At 60.7% G+C, this 16,090-nt stretch carries 11 protein-coding genes; 6 read left to right on the top strand and 5 right to left on the bottom strand.

The features are described from left to right. Window positions 1-282: 282 nt before the first annotated feature. The 3 genes from ACQ4OE_RS12140 (at window position 283) to csrA (ending at window position 1,817) form a co-directional block, all read left to right on the top strand. Entirely contained in the window at window positions 283-1,098 is an 816-nt protein-coding gene (locus ACQ4OE_RS12140) for an SDR family oxidoreductase (protein WP_430946766.1), read from the top strand. 63 nt (window positions 1,099-1,161) lie between these two features. Next, on the top strand, window positions 1,162-1,494 hold the full coding sequence (locus ACQ4OE_RS12145) for a YnfA family protein (RefSeq protein WP_008088571.1): 333 nt from the start codon (window positions 1,162-1,164) through the stop codon (window positions 1,492-1,494). Window positions 1,495-1,631: 137 nt separating this feature from the next. Next, entirely contained in the window at window positions 1,632-1,817 is a 186-nt protein-coding gene (gene csrA / locus ACQ4OE_RS12150; protein ID WP_122592104.1) for a carbon storage regulator CsrA, read from the top strand. Window positions 1,818-1,823: 6 nt separating this feature from the next. Here csrA and ACQ4OE_RS12155 read toward each other — a convergent pair whose 3' ends face one another. From ACQ4OE_RS12155 to ACQ4OE_RS12170, 4 genes are all read right to left on the bottom strand, one after another. After that, the gene (locus ACQ4OE_RS12155) at window positions 1,824-2,051 is read right to left on the bottom strand and encodes a YheU family protein (RefSeq protein WP_003192759.1); all 228 of its coding nucleotides are present in this window, start codon (window positions 2,049-2,051) and stop codon (window positions 1,824-1,826) included. A 174-nt stretch (window positions 2,052-2,225) separates the two neighbouring features. After that, complete coding sequence (locus ACQ4OE_RS12160) at window positions 2,226-3,416, bottom strand: osmoprotectant NAGGN system M42 family peptidase (protein ID WP_105705262.1); 1,191 nt, start codon at window positions 3,414-3,416, stop codon at window positions 2,226-2,228. A 96-nt stretch (window positions 3,417-3,512) separates the two neighbouring features. Continuing rightward, complete coding sequence (gene ngg, locus ACQ4OE_RS12165; RefSeq protein ID WP_430946767.1) at window positions 3,513-5,261, bottom strand: N-acetylglutaminylglutamine synthetase; 1,749 nt, start codon at window positions 5,259-5,261, stop codon at window positions 3,513-3,515. Window positions 5,262-5,264: 3 nt separating this feature from the next. After that, window positions 5,265-7,037: an N-acetylglutaminylglutamine amidotransferase gene (locus ACQ4OE_RS12170; protein WP_283438957.1), complete on the bottom strand. Its 1,773-nt coding sequence runs from the start codon at window positions 7,035-7,037 to the stop codon at window positions 5,265-5,267. A 295-nt stretch (window positions 7,038-7,332) separates the two neighbouring features. On the opposite strand from ACQ4OE_RS12170, the gene ACQ4OE_RS12175 reads away from it, so the two are divergent. Together ACQ4OE_RS12175 and ACQ4OE_RS12180 are read left to right on the top strand one after the other, a co-directional pair. Continuing rightward, complete coding sequence (locus ACQ4OE_RS12175; RefSeq protein WP_430946768.1) at window positions 7,333-7,962, top strand: hypothetical protein; 630 nt, start codon at window positions 7,333-7,335, stop codon at window positions 7,960-7,962. Beyond that, window positions 7,910-12,355: an NEL-type E3 ubiquitin ligase domain-containing protein gene (locus tag ACQ4OE_RS12180; RefSeq protein ID WP_430946769.1), complete on the top strand. Its 4,446-nt coding sequence runs from the start codon at window positions 7,910-7,912 to the stop codon at window positions 12,353-12,355. Before ACQ4OE_RS12175 ends, ACQ4OE_RS12180 begins: the two co-directional genes overlap by 53 nt. 6 nt (window positions 12,356-12,361) lie before the next feature. Here ACQ4OE_RS12180 and mnmC read toward each other — a convergent pair whose 3' ends face one another. Then, window positions 12,362-14,341, bottom strand: a complete 1,980-nt coding sequence (gene mnmC, locus ACQ4OE_RS12185) for a bifunctional tRNA (5-methylaminomethyl-2-thiouridine)(34)-methyltransferase MnmD/FAD-dependent 5-carboxymethylaminomethyl-2-thiouridine(34) oxidoreductase MnmC (protein ID WP_430946770.1) — start codon at window positions 14,339-14,341, stop codon at window positions 12,362-12,364. 172 nt (window positions 14,342-14,513) lie between these two features. On the opposite strand from mnmC, the gene pap reads away from it, so the two are divergent. Next, window positions 14,514-16,028, top strand: coding sequence for a polyphosphate:AMP phosphotransferase (gene pap / locus ACQ4OE_RS12190; protein ID WP_122592097.1), 1,515 nt, complete (start codon window positions 14,514-14,516; stop codon window positions 16,026-16,028). Window positions 16,029-16,090: the final 62 nt, after the last annotated feature.

Raw genomic sequence — 16,090 nt, forward strand, 5'->3', positions numbered from 1 at the left:
GAGAAGTCTTGGTGTTCAAGGGGCGACTGGAGACTAAGTAATTCCAGACGGCTTACAAATTCCGACTGCCGCGAGTGAAAGAAAATTCAATGTTTTTTTAATGTATTTAGATTTCAGGCTTATTTCCTTTTGCCGATTCCCAAGTGCAGAACTTAGTCCCCGTGATCGAATCCAACGCGCCACGGTTTGCCACCACCATTCAGCAATCTGATGGAGCGTGGGCGCATTCAGAACCTTCGCTACACTCGGCGCATCTTCCCCAGAACAACAAGGCTGTGTGCTATGCAAAATCGCATGATGATCACTGGCGCAGGCTCAGGCCTGGGTCGCGAAATAGCGCTGCGCTGGGCGCGCGAAGGCTGGCAACTGGCGCTGTCGGATGTCAGTGAGCCCGGTCTGCAGGAAACCCTCAAATTGGTGCGCGAGGCGGGCGGCGACGGCTTTGTCCAGCGCTGCGATGTGCGTGATTACAGCCAGCTCACCGCGTTCGCCCAGGCTTGCGAAGAGAAACTCGGTGGCATCGACATCATCGTCAACAACGCTGGCGTGGCCTCGGGCGGATTCTTCAGCGAGCTGTCGCTGGAAGATTGGGACTGGCAGATCGCGATCAACCTGATGGGCGTGGTCAAGGGCTGCAAAGCCTTCCTGCCACTGCTTGAACAGAGCAAAGGAAAGATCATCAACATCGCGTCCATGGCGGCCTTGATGCAAGGCCCGGCGATGAGCAACTACAACGTCGCCAAGGCTGGCGTCGTAGCGCTGTCGGAAAGTCTGTTGATCGAACTGGCACAGCAGGAAGTCGGCGTACACGTAGTCTGCCCATCGTTCTTCCAGACCAACTTGCTCGACTCGTTCCGTGGCCCGACCCCGGCAATGAAAGCGGCGGTCGGCAAGTTGCTGGAAAGTTCGCCAATCACCGCCGCCGATATCGCTGACTACATCTATCAGCAAGTCGCCGCCGGCGAATTCATGATCCTGCCTCACGAGCAGGGGCGTATGGCCTGGGCGATCAAGCAGAAAAACCCGCACTTGCTCTATAACGAAATGACCTCGATGGCCGAGAAAATGCGCGCCAAGGCCAAGCAGAACAACAGCTGACCTTGCCCGTTGCAGATTGCGTCGTTAGGGTGGCCGCAATGGTCACCCTGTCGAGACGCGTCAATGCTCAATTACTTGTGGTTCTTCCTCGCGGCGTTGTTTGAGATCGCCGGCTGCTTCGCCTTCTTCATGTGGTTGCGTCAGGGCAAAAGTGCGTTGTGGGTCATCCCGGCGCTGCTCAGTCTGACGCTGTTTGCGCTGCTGCTGACCCGTGTCGAAGCCAATTACGCCGGGCGTGCCTACGCCGCTTATGGCGGGATTTACATCGTCGCTTCCATAGGCTGGCTGATGGTGGTCGAGCGGGTTCGTCCATTGGGATCGGACTGGATTGGCGTGGCGTTGTGTGTGATCGGCGCCAGCGTGATTCTGTTCGGGCCGCGGTTTTCCGCTGCTTGAGACGTCGTGCGTGAGAAACGTCTTACGGCTCGGTGCCTGTGGGTCTGTAAGGCAAAACTGATTTGCTCGCCGCGCATTGAACAGCGGCGGCAAGCCGCGCATCTTCAGGGTCTGTTAACCCTGAAGGACGAACCCCCATGCTAGTACTCAGCCGTGTTGTCGGTGAGTTGATTTCCATCGGCGACGATATTTCCCTGCGCGTCCTGTCCGTGAACGGATCAAGCGTGCGCTTTGGCGTCGAGGCGCCGCAGAAGGTCAATGTGCATCGCGCGGAGGTCTATGACCGGATCAAGCGCAAGCAGGCCGTTGAAAAAGTCCGCTGAAGCTTTTCAGTCGAACAGATGCTTGGGCACGTCGTGTTTGAGCATCAACTGGCATTGCTCGCTTTCCGGGTCGAAGACGATCAGCGCCTGGCCCTTGGTCAATGCCTGACGCACACGCAGCACGCGGGTTTCCAGCGGCGTGTCATCGCCATTGTCGGTGCCGTCGCGGGTGACGAAATCCTCGATGAGGCGGGTGAGGGTGTCGACTTCAAGAGCGTCGTAGGGGATGAGCATGGGGCACCTCGGTCAAATCAATGGCGGGATGCTACGGCGAATGCGATTGGCCTGCCAGTTTTGTGTTGCCTGATGTGGCCCTATCGCCAGCAGGGCTGGCTCCCACATTTGGAATGCATTCCCCCTGTGGGAGCCAGCCCTGCTGGCGATGGCAATTTTCCCGACAACGCTGACTCAACTGTCGGAACGCTGCCCCACCAAGCTATCCACCGACGGCACCCGCGTATCGCTCTCCATCTGCGTGTCATGTTCGATCTGATGACTGAAGCGATCCAGCGAAGCATTCGCCGGTGCCGCATCGCTGGCAAACACCGGCGGACTCAGGATGTAAGCGCCCAACAACCGGCTCAACGCCGCCAGACTGTCGATGTGCGTGCGCTCATAACCGTGGGTTGCGTCGCAGCCAAAGGCGAGCAGGGCGGTGCGGATGTCGTGGCCGGCGGTCACCGCAGAATGCGCATCGCTGAAGTAGTAGCGGAAAAGGTCGCGGCGCACCGGTAACTCGTTTTCACTGGCCAGGCGCAGCAAGTGCCGCGACAGGTGATAGTCATACGGCCCGCCGGAATCCTGCATCGCCACGCTCACCGCGTGCTCACTGGAGTGCTGACCCGGGGCGACCGGGGCGATGTCGATGCCGACGAATTCGCTGACGTCCCACGGCAATGCTGCCGCTGCGCCGCTGCCGGTTTCCTCGGTGATGGTGAACAGCGGATGGCAGTCGATCATCAGTTCCTGACCGCTGTCGACGATGGCTTTGAGCGACGCGAGCAGGGCGGCAACGCCTGCCTTGTCATCGAGGTGACGGGCGCTGATGTGCCCGCTTTCGGTGAACTCCGGCAACGGGTCGAACGCCACCACGTCGCCGACGCTGATGCCCAGCGAGTCGCAATCGGCCTTGGTCGCGCAATAGGCGTCCAGGCGCAACTCGACGTGATCCCAACTGATCGGCATCTCGTCTACGGCCGTGTTGAATGCGTGACCGGACGCCATCAGCGGCAACACGCTGCCGCGAATCACACCGTTGTCGGTAAACAGGCTGACGCGGCTGCCCTCGGCGAAACGGCTCGACCAGCAGCCCACCGGGGCCAGGGTCAGGCGGCCGTTGTCCTTCACCGCACGGACGGCGGCACCGATGGTGTCCAAGTGCGCAGAAACTGCGCGGTCAGGGCTGTTTTTCTTGCCCTTGAGCGTGGCGCGGATGGTGCCGCGCCGGGTCATTTCAAAGGGAATGCCGAGTTCTTCCAGACGCTCGGCGACGTAACGCACGATGGTGTCGGTGAACCCGGTGGGGCTGGGAATGGCGAGCATTTCCAGCAGGACTTTTTGCAGGTAGTTGAGATCCGGTTCGGGGATTTGCGTGGTCATGGAAACTCCTGATGGGTTAAGCACACCGATGGTTTCGATGAGGAAGAATGGTGATGAATCTGAGGGCCTCTTCGCGTCAGCCCAGACAAAGCAGAATCAAGAAATGGCCGGTTGACTGTGCGGAAACAACAAATCGACAAAACGCTCCGCCGTCGGCTGCGGTTCATGGTTGGCTAACCCGGCGCGTTCGTTGGCCTCGATGAACACGTACTCCGGCTGATCCGCTGCCGGCACCATCAAATCCAGGCCAACCATCGGAATATCCAACGCCCGCGCGGCGCGCACAGCAGCGTCGACCAGCGTCGGGTGCAGAATCGCCGTGACATCCTCCAGCGTGCCGCCGGTGTGCAAATTCGCCGTACGGCGCACAAACAGATGCTCACCCGCCGGCAAAATGCTGCTGTAGTCGTAGCCCGCGGCATGCAAGGTGCGCTGGGTCTCGTGATCCAGCGGAATCTTGCTCTCGCCACTGGTCGCTGCTTGCCGACGTCGGCTCTGGGCCTCGATCAATGCACCGATGGAATGATGACCGTCGCCGACCACTTCCGCCGGCTTGCGAATCGCCGCCGCGACCACTTCAAAACCGATCACCAGAATCCGCAGATCGAGACCTTCGTGGAAGCTCTCCAACAGCACGCGGCTGTCGAACGACTTGGCCGATTCGATGGCCTTCTGCACCTCTTCGATGCTCTGCAGATCCACCGCCACCCCTTGGCCCTGTTCACCGTCGAGCGGCTTGACTACCACCCGTTGATGCTCATCGAGGAAGGCCAGATTGTCGTCGGCATTACCGGCCAATTGCTGCGACGGCAGATTCAGCCCCGCTGATTTCAGCACCTTGTGGGTCAGGCTTTTGTCTTGGCACAGGCTCATGCTGATCGCGCTGGTCAGGTCGCTCAGCGATTCCCGGCAACGCACGCGCCGCCCGCCGTGGCTCAGGGTGAACAACCCGGCATCGGCATCGTCGACTTGCACATCGATGCCCCGCCGATGGGCTTCTTCAACGATGATTCGCGCGTACGGATTGAACTGCGCTTCCGGCCCCGGGCCAAGAAACAGCGGCTGGTTGATACCGTTTTTGCGCTTGATCGCGAAAGTCGACAGGGTGCGGAAACCCAGCTTGGCGTAGAGGCTTTTCGCCTGACGGTTGTCGTGCAACACCGACAGATCCAGATAGCTCAGACCGCGACTCATGAAGTGCTCAATAAGGTGACGCACCAGCACTTCGCCAACGCCGGGGCGCGAGCACTGCGGGTCAACCGCCAGACACCACAGGCTGCTGCCGTTTTCCGGATCGTTGAACGCTTTCTGATGATTCAGGCCCATAACGCTGCCGATCACCGCGCCACTGTCCTCATCCTCAGCCAACCAATACACCGGGCCGCCCTGATGATGCGGGGTCAGCAGCGTGGCATCGATCGGCAACATACCGCGCGCCGAATACAACTGATTGATCGCCTGCCAGTCCGCCTCGCTCTGCGCGCGGCGGATACGGAAGCCACGAAACACGCGGGTGGCCTGGCGGTAATCGCTGAACCACATGCGCAACGTATCGGACGGATCGAGAAACAGCTGTGTCGGTTCCAGCCCGAGAATCTGCTGCGGCGCGGCGACGTACAAGGCAATGTCGCGCTCGCCGGGCTGCTCGTTGAGCAGTTCCTGAGCCAGTGACGCCGGGTCGGGAAAGGTGTGGCCGATCAGCAACCGGCCCCAGCCGCAATGTACGGCAATGGGATCGGCGGCCAGCGCGCTGCCGTCTTCGGCCAGACGCGCCTGCAAGCGTTCATAAGACGGTGTCTGCCCGCGAAGCAAACGCTGGTTGATGGCCGTGGCGTGGGGTTTCATCGATCAGATTCCTTGTTCACTGAGCCACAGGTTCAGGGCCGCCAGTTGCCACAGTTTCGAACCGCGCAACGGCGTCAGTTGGCCTTGCGGGTCGGTCAGCAGTTTGTCGAGCATGGCCGGGTTGAACAGGCCGCGATCCTGACTCGGATCAAGCAGCAGCTCGCGCACCCAGTTCAGTGTGTCGCCCTGCAAATGCTTGAGGCCTGGCACCGGGAAGTAGCCTTTTTTGCGGTCGATCACTTCACTCGGAATCACTCGGCGCGCAGCTTCTTTCAGCACTTGCTTGCCGCCGTCGGGCAGCTTGAATTTGCCCGGTACGCGGGCCGAAAGCTCGACCAGTCGATAGTCGAGAAATGGCGTACGCGCTTCCAGGCCCCAAGCCATGGTCATGTTGTCGACGCGCTTGACCGGGTCATCGACCAGCATCACCGTGCTGTCCAGACGCAGGGCTTTGTCCACTGCGGCATCAGCGCCGGGCTGGGCAAAATGTTCCTTCACGAAGTCGCCGGCAGCGTCATTCGCGGTCAGCCATTTTGGCTGTACGGTGGCGGCGTAATCGTCGTAGCTGCGGTCGAAAAACGCGTTGCGATACGCCGCGTACGGATCGGCGGCGCCGTCGACTTGTGGATACCAGTGATAACCGGCGAACAACTCATCCGCGCCCTGACCGCTCTGCACCACCTTGCAGTGCTTGGCCACTTCGCGCGACAGCAGATAGAAAGCAATGCAGTCGTGGCTGACCATCGGTTCGCTCATGGCGCGGAACGCGGCGGGCAGTTGCTCGATGATCTCTTTCTCGTCGATGCGCAATTGGTGGTGCTGGGTGCCGTAGTGTTTGGCGATCAGATCCGAGTATTGAAATTCGTCACCGCGCTCGCCGCCGGCATCCTGGAAACCGATAGAGAAGGTCGAGAGATTCTCCACGCCGACTTCACGCAACAGACCGACCAGCATGCTCGAATCGACACCGCCGGACAGCAGCACGCCGACATCCACCGCCGCACGCTGACGAATCGCCACCGCTTCGCGAGTGCTGTCGAGAACGCGGTCGACCCAGTCTTCGAGGGTCAGATTTTTCTCGTCATCGTGTGGGCCGTACGGCAGCGTCCACCAGGTTTTCTGCTCGGTGGTGCCATCGGCTTCAACGCGCATCCAAGTGGCTGGCGGCAGTTTTTCTATGCCCGCCAGCAGGGTGCGCGGTGCCGGGACCACGGCGTGGAAATTCAGGTAATGATTGAGCGCCACCGGATCGAGAATCGGGTTGATGTCGCCACCCTTGAGCAGCGCCGGCAGGGCCGAGGCAAAACGCAAGCGCTGGCCGGTGCGCGACAGGTACAGCGGCTTCACGCCGAGACGGTCACGGGCGATGAACAGGCGCTTGGCGTCGCGTTCCCAAATGGCAAACGCAAACATGCCGTTGAGTTTCGGCAACAGCGCTTCGCCCCAGGCGTGATAACCCTTGAGCAGCACTTCGGTGTCGCCACCGGAATAGAAGGCATAGCCCAGCGCTTCGAGCTCAGCGCGCAATTCCGGGAAGTTGTAGATCGCGCCGTTGAAGGCCAGGGACAGGCCGAGCTGACTGTCGATCATCGGCTGCGCCGAGCCGTCCGACAGGTCCATGATTTTCAGGCGACGATGACCCAGGGCAATCGGCCCTTGGGCATGAAAACCCCACGCGTCGGGGCCGCGAGGGGCCAAGTGATGGGTGATTCGCTCGATGGCTGCAAGGTCTGCAGGTTGTTGATCAAAACGTAACTCGCCAGCTAATCCGCACATAAAGTCCTTACCGGTTTTTCCGTTGGGGAGGGGCAAATGACACCGCGCCATAAGGGCGGGTACTCAGAAACTGACCCGCCTCGATCAGCGGAGTTTTAGAACGATAAGTTATAAGAGGGGTTGTCAGACCGGCGGCCCATAGCGCAAAAAGGCGAGGCGTGTGCGGTATCCGGGTATCGCATACATGCGGATTACTGCTGAAAACACGCGCTCATCGGACAGCTTTTCGTGTTTTTCACAGGCCCTTGGAATCGCTAGGGTAACGGCTCGATCCAGCGATAAAGGAATATTGCCGATGACGACCACTGACACGAAAAACCCGGCATCGCCCCCCGCCGCGCCCCCTCCAGCGACGCCAGCAGAAACTGTCGTAACACCACCGACAGCGGAGCAGGTATTGAAGACCTTGCTGGAGGCCACTGGCGATCTGGACACGGCTGAAGCCCTGCAGAACAGCCTGCCATCCTGGCTCCTCAACGCCCCGTCGAAAACCTTGGCCGCGCTGGACAAGACCGCCCGAGCGCTGCAGGCCAGCCGGACTAAAGTCGAAGCCGATCTGGGCAAGCTGCGCCCGTTGAAGACGTTCTGCAGCAATGCGCTGAATGAAGCGTTGGTCAAACAATGGGAAGACGTTGGGTTCGACGTGGAGCTCGACAGACTCGAGCTGCCCGGGGCTGACTGTGGTTGCGCCCCGGAAGCAAAAACCAGCAGCGACCAGACTTTGCTGACGATCACCCAAGCCGTCGACACCACCACACAAGTGGGCACTGCGGCGGTGCAGGCCGGCATTGCCAGCACGGAAACCGCCGTCGACCCGGCAACGAAGATCTCCGCCCCGAAAGCCGCCGCAACCCCCCAAATCAACCATCCCGTTGGCCACCCAGTCGATGCTGGACGCGGCGATGCAAAACTTCACCGCCGATGAAGAGAAGGCCGACGGTTTTCCCGATGGCAGCGTGGTGAAAATTGCCAGCAGTGACGAAGATATCGACGGCTTGACCCCGCACGCGTTCGCCCGACTGTGTCGTCAACTTGATCTGGGCAAACAGTACCAGACCCATTTCGAGGAAGTCGTCGGGTTGCGCGACGACAAAGGCAAGACCGTGGTCAACAGCCGCATCAGCCAGGACATTGCGGCCATGAAAAAGCTGCTGCTGCAACTGGACGTACAACTGGCCCGAGCCAAATCCGATATCAGTCCTTCCCGGGGTGAGCTATTGCAGCGACTCATCGACGCGGATGGTGTGGCCGGCCCGACCACCCTGCACGTGCACAACCTGCCGCTGATCATGCAAGGCATCGAGATTCACGGGGCGTGTGTCTGGGGTGTGGTGGTGTTTTCGGTGAATTCGATCGAGTCCCATGCCAACGAATGGTGCCTGGTGTACATGCCCGGCGAGCCCAAACGGCCGCTGTACGAATACCCCAGTTTCAATGCGTTCAAGGAATACCTGACGCTCAAGTTGCACGTCAAAAGCTACAAGGATTACTTCGCCAACTGCCTGGACGAAGACAACAAGGTCGACTTCTACAAAACCTTCGCCAGCAAACTCAATCTCGGCTCGATCAAGCAATTGCCGATTACTGTTCCGCTGTTCGACTTCATGGTGCAAAGCCATGTCGGCAAGTTGCAGATCGACGCGCGTTCGCTCGCCGTGCCGACGGCGGATGTCGATCAGGAGGAGCGCAAGAAGCGTCTGCTCAATTACATCGAAGTGGGGGTGACCGTTGCCTCGCTCGCCGGTTTTTTTGTACCCGGCCTCGGCCAGTTGATGATGGGCGTGGCCATCGGGCAGTTGCTCGGCGAGATCTATGAAGGCGTCGAGGATTGGCGTCATGGTGATCAGCAAGAAGCACTGCAGCATCTGCTCAGCGTGGTGGAAAACGTCGCGATGATGGGCGCGATGGCGGCCGGGCAAAGAGCCGTCACCGCGTTGGTCAAGCAAACCGTGCGTGCGCATCCGGAGTTTTTTGGTCAGTTCGCGAGCATTCTCAACGGTGCCGGGCAGCCGCGTTTGTGGAAGCCGCAACTCGCCGCTTACGCGCAATCGCTGCCTGAGGAGGCCATCAGCTTCGCCAACAATAGCGGCTTCTATCAAACACAGGGCAAGTCGTTCGGGCGCATCGGCAATCTGGTGTACGGCGGTGTGCGCACCCCCGAGTCGAAGACTTGGAAGCTCGAACACCCAACCCGCAAAGCCGCGTATTCGCCGACGCTCAAGCAGCACCCTGAGGGTGGTTGGCGTCACCCGGCGGAAAATGCCCGCGACTGGACCGGCGCCGGCTACGCCCTGAAGCGTATCGACCCCAGCCTGGCCGATGTGGAAGACCTGCGCCTGGACATGACCCGCCGGCTCACGCAAACCTCCCACGAGACGTTGTTTCACAGCTTCGATGAAAACGAGGCCTTGCCGCCGCGAATGCGCGACATGATCGAGCGCTTCAGGATCGAAGGGCGTCTGGACGGTTTCATTGAAGAAATGGAGCGCGGAGAAGCGTATAGCGGTGATTATGTGCAGGAACAGTTGCTGACCCTGCCGAAACTGAAAAACTGGCCGACGGATCACTTCATCAAAGTCGTCGGCAGTGACACCAGGACGCTCGCCACTTACCCCAACACTTTGGTGGAAGAGCCGTCGCTCGCCGTCACTGTCACGCAACAACAATTGGACGACGGCGATTTGCTCGACACGGTGATCAACCGGCTGAATCAGAAAGACGTGGATGCGCTGTTGGGCGCCAGTTACGCAAAAGATGAAAACGTCCAGTTGGCAAAAAAAATCGGTGCAGCGGTGAAGGCGAATCGGCGGCGTTTGTTCGATCAGCTCTACGGCGTTTATGACCAAGGCAACGCCGAAGAGGTGTTGAAACTGCGCCAAGCGTACCCCGAACTTCCCGCGCGCGTGGCGCAGAGCCTGATTGATCAGGCACCCAGCGTCGAACGCACAAGCTTGCGCAGCACCGGTCGGGTGCCGCTGGCACTGGCGCAAAGGAGCCGCGAAGCCGTGGGCATTTTGCGCCTGGATCGTGCGTTGAGCGGGTTGTACCTGACAACCCTGAGCAGCGCCGACAGTGAAAAACTGGCGATTCAATTGATGGCGCGTTTAGGCGGCTGGGGCACCGATTGGCGCCTGCAACTGCACGAGGGTTCGCTCAAGGGCACGCTGCTGGCGAGCGCCGGAAAGCCAACGGCGCCGGCGGCTGACACGTTCAAACTGGTCAAGTTGCGCGCTGGCTATGAGGCCTTCAACGGTGACGGCAGGTCCCTCGGGCGGGTGGCTGGCGGGCCTGAGGCGCTCTACGAGGGGATTCTGAAAACCTTGCCGCCGGCCAAGCAGCGCAAACTGGGCTTTGACGAGCCGCAGTCCGATGACGGGGCGCGGCTGCGTGGCAAGTTGCTGGACGTTGCCCTCGACGAGCGTGCGCAGGATGCCGGCATGAGCGCCGATGGCCAATACACACTGAAAGTCGCCGAACCGGCCTGTGTTCAGGCCGACCCACCGCTATTGTCGTCGAAGCATTCCAAATCGCTGCTGTACAAGGTGCGCAGGCTGTTTCCGTTATTCACCGAAGCGCAGGCCGACGAATTTCTCAACGGCGTGGGCGGTGATGCGCTTTCCCGCGAAAAGCATGTCCGACAGCTGCGGCGCGATCTGGAACGCCTCGGCGAAACCCTGGAATTCTGGCGCGAGAGCGACCCCAAGACCTCGGGGGCCGTCAAGGGGCGCGAGCTGGCGAAAAGTCGTCATACCTTGGCCAACCAGATCGAGGACAGCTTTCGTCGGCGGATTCTGTTACCTGACGCGCAAGGCCGGCCTGTGTGCGGGCTGAAGCTCGACGGCCTGCGCGTCGGCGACCTGCCGGTGCTGCCGGCGGACATCAATTTCGATCACATCAAACTGGTGTCGATGAAGAACATGCAACTGGATAACACCGTCGGCGGCTTTCTCGGTTCATTCAAACAGATCGAATCCCTGGAACTTGATAGCAATGAGCTCAGCGAATGGCCGCCGGTGATCACTGAGATGGCCAAGCTCGAGCGGCTGTGCCTGCCGGACAATCAAATCAAATTGACCGAGGCCTCGCTGAAGCAACTGGCCGATCTGCGCACGTTGCACACCTTGAACCTGAGCGGCAATCCATTGGGCGCGACCCCAGACGTAAAAAAGATGCTGGATCTGCGCTATCTGTCCCTGCGCAATACCCGCCTCACCGAATTGCCAGTGGGGTTGGCGCGCCTGCCGAATCTGGACCGGGTGGACTTGCGCAATAACGCGATCAAGGAACTGCCCGCGTGGCTGTTTGAGATGCCCAAACGCTTTACCGAAACGATCAATCTGCGTCACAACGAATTGTTGACCGCCAGTGCCGATGCGTTGAAAACCTATCGTGATCGGATCGGCATTGGCATGGGCTATCTGGAGGATGATCTGGCGCGCCTTGATGAGCAAAAGGCGCGCTCGACGTGGTTTCCGGAGCAGGCCGGTGATCAATGGTCCAAGCGTGAACCGGTGTGGAATGCGCTCAAGGACGATAAAACCGCCGAGGGGCTGTTTCATTTACTGGCGGAGTTGGGCAATACCGCCGAGAGCGACAAAGTCCGTGAGGACATGACGCAGCGGGTGTGGCAGGTTCTGCGCGCCGCAGAGGCGAAAACCAGTCTGCGCGAACAGTTGCTGGACCTGGCCGCCAACCCGATCAATTGCACGGATTCAGCGGCCTCGAATTTCAGTCATCTGGAAGTCGCTGTGGAAATCGACACGGTTGTTGCGGCGGCTGCCGAAGCCAGGGTGCCCGCCGCGCCGTTGATCAAACTGGGGCGCGGCCTGTTCCGCCTGGAACAACTGGAGCAGATCGCCCGCGATCATGTCAGCCGCAATTTGAGTGTCGATCCGCTGGAAGTCAGTCTGGCTTACCGCACCGGACTGGCCGATTACTACGACTTGCCGGGGCAGCCGCGCCACATGCGTTACGCGTCCCTGAGCGGCGTCAAAGCCGCGGATCTGGAGACTGCCATATCCAAAGTCGACGCGGCGGAACTGTCATCGAAGTGGATGGACTTCATCGTCCGCCAGCCGTTCTGGCGCGACTATCTCAGACGCACGGAGTCCGCGAGGTTCACCGACACCGATGAAGTCCATGCAGAGAAAATCCAGGCCGTGTTCGACCAGGCCGACACGCTCACCAGTGCCGAGTACCTCAAGCAACTCGACACGGTCATGGTGGCGAAAGACAAGGCTGAGACCGGTGTGTTCAAGACCCTGACCGGTGAAGCTCTGAAAGCGATCGACCTGGGCGTTTGCGCTATCCCCGATTGAGGGCGGTCATTTGCCGCGAATCAATTGGCGCAAGGCAAAACGGTTGGGGTGACACGCCTCGGCGACGCTGCGTGGCAACGGTAACGGTTCGTTGTCCAGCCACGCGGCGAGCAACTCGCCGGACAGTGGCGCGGTAATCAGGCCGCGTGAGCCATGGCCGCTGTTGACGTACAAACCGTCGAGCCACGGGCAGGCGATATCCGGCACCTGTCGGGCATCCTTGCTCAGTGCGGCGTAGGCACTGAGGAAGGCCTCGCGATCGGCGAGGGGGCCGACGATTGGCAGATAGTCAGGGCTGGTGCAGCGGAAAGCTGCACGGCCCTGAAGACTGTCGGCGGGTTGCGCGGCGATGTTCAGGCGTGCCACCAGGTCGGTGGAGATTTCTTCGAGCATCGCCAGATTGCCTTGGTGCTCGGCAAGGGTTGGCGTGAGGTCGTCGCTGTTGAAATCGAAACTGGCGCCGAGGGTGTGTTCACCGAGGCGGGCAGGGGCGACGTAGCCTTCGGCGCAGACCACCGTCGCCAGCGCCTGACTTGGCTCGGTTTGCGCGAGGCGGGTGATCTGTCCGCGAATGCGCTTGAGCGGCAATTCCGCGCTCTGCGCAAATCGTTTGATCTCAGCGGCGCCGGCCAGCACCACGACCGGCGCACTGGCCAGCAGGCGCTCGCCATCGAAGGCTTGCCATTGGTTCTCGACCTTGCGCAGTTCGAGTGCTTCGCGGTGGCTGAGCAACGTGACGTTCGGCTGTGCCGCCTGAGCCTGACACAGCGCCGGCGGATGCACCCAGCCGCCTTCGGGATAGTACAAACCGCCATGGGCCAGACCGACACCGGCCCGGGCTTGTGCTTCGGGCTGCTCCAGCCACTGCAACAGATCTTCCGGGAACGCCGCTGCCAACTGCGCGTGACGCTCGGCTTCCTTGGTATTGAAGGCCAGTTGCAGCACGCCGCAATCGTCCCAGTCGGTGCCGCGTTGCAGGGTTTCCAGCAACCGTCGGGTGTAACCGAAACCGCTGACGATCAGCTGCGACAACGCGGTGCCGTGGGCCGACAATTTCAGGTACAGCACGCCCTGTGGATTGCCCGAGGCTTCCTCGGCGACGCCCGCATGGCGTTCCAGCAGACTGACTTGCCAGCCCCGTGCCGCGAGGCTCGATGCCGTGGCGCAGCCGGCCAGACCGGCGCCGATCACTAGCGCCCGACGGTCGCCGGTCAGCGGCGCCGGGCGAGCGAACCATGGTTTTTGCGTGGCGGGTGGCGTCACGTCCGCCGGCCAGCCGAGAAATTCGCCGCGCAGGATTTCCCACTTGTGGCCGATGCCTGGCGTGCGTTTCATCTTGAATCCGGCCGCGTTGAGCAAGCGGCGCACCCAACCGGTACTGGTAAAGGTGCTGATGGTCGAGCCCGGCGCCGCCAGTCGCGCCAGTTCGACGAACAGTTCGGCAGTCCACATGTCGGGGTTTTTCGCCGGGGCAAAGCCGTCGAGAAACCATGCGTCGATCTGCGCATCCAATTGCGGCAATTGCTCCAGCGCATCGCCGATCAGCAAGGTCAGCGTGACGCGTCCATTATCCAAGGTGATGCGCTGAAAACCCTGATGAATCGCCACGTAGTGCTTGAGCAACTGATCGGCCAGCGGTTTGAGTTCCGGCCACAGGGCCAGAGCCCGTTGCAAATCGGCCGGGCTCAGCGGGTATTTTTCGACGCTGACAAAATGCAGCCGCGCACCGGCCACCGCGTTTTGCTCGAACAGTTGCCAGGCGCAGAGAAAATTCAACCCGGTGCCGAAGCCGGTTTCGCCGATGACCAGACGTCCCTCTGCCGACAACGCCGCGAAGCGCTCGGCCAGACGGTTCTGTTCGAGGAACACATAACGGGTTTCTTCCAGACCCGACTGGTCGGAAAAGTACACGTCATCGAACACTCGCGAACGCGGGCGTCCCTGGTCATCCCAATCGAGTTGGGCGTGGGGCAATACGGCTTTCATGGCAGGCTCGGCAACGACAAGGCCGCCATTCTAGCCGATCGCGCGGACGCTGCTTGATCCACGGCAAGGCTCGCCGACGATCACTCGCTGACAATCCGCAACCCGGGGGAATTTGTGCGCCGCGTCCGTGCCCAATCCGCTAGTCTTGCTGAATCCTGGAAGGAGCCGTCCCATGTTTGAATCCGCTGAAATCGGTCACGCCATCGACAAAGACACCTACGAGGCTGCCGTCCCTGCGCTGCGTGAAGCCTTGCTGGAAGCGCAGTTCGAGTTGCAGCAGCAAAAGCGTTTCCCGGTGATCATTTTGATCAACGGCATCGAAGGCGCGGGCAAGGGCGAGACGGTCAAGTTGCTCAACGAGTGGATGGACCCGCGCCTGATCGAGGTGCGCACGTTCGATCAGCAGAGCGATGAAGAACTGTCACACCCACCGGCGTGGCGTTACTGGCGGATGCTCCCGGCCAAGGGGCGCATGGGGATTTTCTTCGGCAACTGGTACAGCCAGATGCTCCAGGGGCGGGTGCACGGTTTGTTCAAGGATCCGCGTCTGGATCAGGCGATTGCCGGCGCCGAGCGTCTGGAAAAGATGCTTTGTGATGAAGGCGCGCTGATCTTCAAGTTCTGGTTTCACCTGTCGAAGAAGCAGATGAAGGCACGGCTCAAGGCGCTGGCCGATGACCCGTTGCACAGCTGGCGCATCAGCCCGCTCGACTGGCAGCAATCGGAAACCTACGACAAGTTCGTCAAGTACGGCGAGCGCGTGCTGCGCCGCACCAGTCGCGACTATGCGCCCTGGCACGTGATCGAAGGCGCGGACGCCCACTACCGCAGTCTGGCGGTCGGCAAAATTCTTTTGGAAGGTTTGCAAAACGCGCTGAAACGCCCGGATGTGCATCCGCACGATGTCAGCGCGGCACCGTTGGGCACGCCGGTCGATCAGTTGAATCTGCTCGACAGCCTCGACCTGACCCAGCGCCTCGACAAAAAGGACTACGAGGAACAATTGATCACCGAGCAGGCGCGCCTGTCCGGGTTGATGCGCGATAAACGCATGCGTCGTCACGCGCTGGTCGCGGTGTTCGAAGGCAACGATGCGGCCGGCAAGGGCGGGGCGATTCGCCGGGTGGCGGCGGCACTTGATCCGCGTCAGTACAACATCGTGCCGATTGCCGCGCCGACCGAAGAGGAACGTGCGCAGCCATATTTGTGGCGGTTCTGGCGACACATTCCGGCCCGCGGCAAGTTCACCGTGTTCGACCGCTCGTGGTACGGGCGGGTGCTGGTTGAGCGAGTCGAAGGCTTCTGCACACCGGCCGACTGGCTGCGAGCCTATGGCGAGATCAACGATTTCGAAGAGCAGTTGGCCGACGCTGGAGTCATCGTCGTCAAGTTCTGGCTGGCCATCGACAAGGACACGCAGATGGAGCGTTTCCAGGAGCGCGAGGAAATCCCGTTCAAGCGCTTCAAGATCACCGAAGACGACTGGCGCAACCGCGACAAGTGGGATGATTATCGCGCCGCCGTGGGCGACATGGTCGACCGCACCAGTTCGGAAATCGCGCCGTGGACGCTGGTTGAAGCCAATGACAAGCGCTGGGCACGGGTCAAGGTGCTGCGCACGATCAACCGTGCGCTGGAAGAGGCCTTCGAAAAATCCGACAAGCGCGCCAAGAAGCACAAGGACTGAACCGATGGGCACGCATACGCGGGGTGAATGATTGTCGCGGTCGTTGATACGGTGGACTTATG

The sequence above is a fragment of the Pseudomonas sp. WC2 genome (assembly GCF_050586545.1).
In the GTDB taxonomy this organism is placed as follows: domain Bacteria; phylum Pseudomonadota; class Gammaproteobacteria; order Pseudomonadales; family Pseudomonadaceae; genus Aquipseudomonas.

What these genes read in the sequence shown, in the direction of transcription:
- ACQ4OE_RS12145 (WP_008088571.1), top strand. Translation starts at nt 1,162, where the DNA reads ATGCTCAATTACTTGTGGTTCTTCCTCGCGGCGTTGTTTGAGATCGCC.
- mnmC (WP_430946770.1), bottom strand. Translation starts at nt 14,341, where the DNA reads ATGAAAGCCGTATTGCCCCACGCCCAACTCGATTGGGATGACCAGGGA.
- ACQ4OE_RS12160 (WP_105705262.1), bottom strand. Translation starts at nt 3,416, where the DNA reads ATGACCACGCAAATCCCCGAACCGGATCTCAACTACCTGCAAAAAGTC.
- ACQ4OE_RS12155 (WP_003192759.1), bottom strand. Translation starts at nt 2,051, where the DNA reads ATGCTCATCCCCTACGACGCTCTTGAAGTCGACACCCTCACCCGCCTC.
- ACQ4OE_RS12175 (WP_430946768.1), top strand. Translation starts at nt 7,333, where the DNA reads ATGACGACCACTGACACGAAAAACCCGGCATCGCCCCCCGCCGCGCCC.
- ACQ4OE_RS12140 (WP_430946766.1), top strand. Translation starts at nt 283, where the DNA reads ATGCAAAATCGCATGATGATCACTGGCGCAGGCTCAGGCCTGGGTCGC.
- ngg (WP_430946767.1), bottom strand. Translation starts at nt 5,261, where the DNA reads ATGAAACCCCACGCCACGGCCATCAACCAGCGTTTGCTTCGCGGGCAG.
- ACQ4OE_RS12170 (WP_283438957.1), bottom strand. Translation starts at nt 7,037, where the DNA reads ATGTGCGGATTAGCTGGCGAGTTACGTTTTGATCAACAACCTGCAGAC.
- pap (WP_122592097.1), top strand. Translation starts at nt 14,514, where the DNA reads ATGTTTGAATCCGCTGAAATCGGTCACGCCATCGACAAAGACACCTAC.
- csrA (WP_122592104.1), top strand. Translation starts at nt 1,632, where the DNA reads ATGCTAGTACTCAGCCGTGTTGTCGGTGAGTTGATTTCCATCGGCGAC.